We start from the raw sequence: 1,513 nt of genomic DNA, 5'->3' as shown, positions 1-1,513 counted from the left end.
CTATTAATTTGTTTTATTACAAACGGTGCAATATCCCCATTTTGAATTTTGATTCCTGGCATATCTACTAAACTCTCTTTAATATCACCAATCCCATTTCCCTCTATAACAAACGGTAATCTAACAATTGTCCAATCTATTTCACTACTTTGTATAATTTGCAATTCTTTATATTTATCCTGCATCATCTTTGGAAGAAATAATCGAAACAAATTAGCCCCTATTTTATTTGCAATTCCCTTCTGATCTCCTTTTACATTTAAGGAGCCTCCAGAAATAAGAATATAGCGCTTCATTTCATATTCCTTCATTACTTTTAAAACATGCTTCGTAACTGTACTAAAAATATAAAGTTCATTTTTCGGCTGACCCACCGCATTAATCACAGCTTTACACCCTTGAAGTAATTCCTGTATGACTGAAAAATCGCGGGCATCCCCACTGATAGTCTCTATATTTTCATTAGTTATCGTCATATTTTTAGAATTTCTCGTTAATATTCGTACTTGATAGCCCTTTTCTAACGCTTGATTTACGAGGAATTTTCCGACTTTTCCATTCGCACCAAGAATCGCTATTTTATTTGTAGCTTTCATCACTATACTCCTCTTACTATACATTGTTAACTACAGTAATCTCATAAACACGTAAAAAAGTAATTAAATGCTCACATGCTCGTTCACATGCTAACATTTTAAAAACCTTTTGTTCTTCTTTCGTTTTGTCATTCGCTTGATCTGAGGCAGCTTTTAAACATAGAAATGGTTTGTTATTTACACGACATACATAAGCAAATGCTGCCACTTCTTGATCAACGGCTAAAGCACCGTATACAGTATGAAGTAAATACCTCATTTCTGAACTTCGAATACGTTGATCTCCAGATAGAAATGTACCAAAATGGACCGGGTCATACGAACGCAATTTCTTCATTCGCTTTACGAGTGATTTAGTTGTTTCAATAGGTGCTGTTCTACCATCATATAGATTAAAACTATCTTCTCCTGAACCAGCCGCAGTAACATCATGCTGCAAAGTATTAAGAGCTACAACGATGTGTCCATTTTTCACCTTATCTGATAAACTCCCGCAAATCCCTGTCATAAATAACTGATCTGGCTGGAATTCACTTATTAATAGTTGTACACAACTAGCACAACTTACTTTACCGACACCAGTTACAACTGAAATAACTTCTAATTCATTAATAGAATGAAAATGAAATTCCCAAGCTGCTATTTTTTCTACACGCTCACTTGGATAATGTTGATGCAAATACGTAAGCTCTGGTTCCCATGCAGATACAATTGCGATCCTTTTCATTACACACTTCACTTCCTCCTATTTTCATGTAAATAAGTCATCTATACTCTCTCGTTCATATTCTGGTATCCACTCTTTATACTTCTCATATAAATCCCGTATCTTTTCTTTATTCTTCGCAATTACTTCACATCCTCTATCATCGTCAACTCCCCTCACTGAGATGAAGCATTTCAGTGGGGGCTTGAGT

General features: G+C 35.1%; 3 protein-coding genes. All 3 read right to left on the bottom strand.

Going from position 1 to position 1,513, the window contains the following annotated elements:
• The coding region (locus tag V7038_RS28540; RefSeq protein ID WP_335696016.1) for an SDR family oxidoreductase at positions 1 to 596 on the bottom strand (596 nt) is incomplete at its 3' end.
• A 16-nt stretch (positions 597 to 612) separates the two neighbouring features.
• On the bottom strand, positions 613 to 1,323 hold the full coding sequence (gene mtnN / locus V7038_RS28535; RefSeq protein WP_002032255.1) for a 5'-methylthioadenosine/S-adenosylhomocysteine nucleosidase: 711 nt from the start codon (positions 1,321 to 1,323) through the stop codon (positions 613 to 615).
• 24 nt (positions 1,324 to 1,347) lie between these two features.
• Positions 1,348 to 1,513 (bottom strand): DUF3885 domain-containing protein (locus V7038_RS28530; protein WP_335696017.1); only part of this gene is annotated, 166 nt, incomplete at its 5' end.

The sequence above is a fragment of the Bacillus sp. JJ783 genome (genome assembly GCF_036963225.1).
GTDB classification, from domain to species: domain Bacteria; phylum Bacillota; class Bacilli; order Bacillales; family Bacillaceae_G; genus Bacillus_A; species Bacillus_A cereus_U.
Note: the sequence above shows the minus strand (reverse complement) of the source record. Positions and strands in the feature narration are given on the sequence as shown.

Excerpts from the sequence above, each read along its gene's own strand:
- mtnN (WP_002032255.1), bottom strand. The coding sequence starts at position 1,323 with ATGAAAAGGATCGCAATTGTATCTGCATGGGAACCAGAGCTTACGTAT.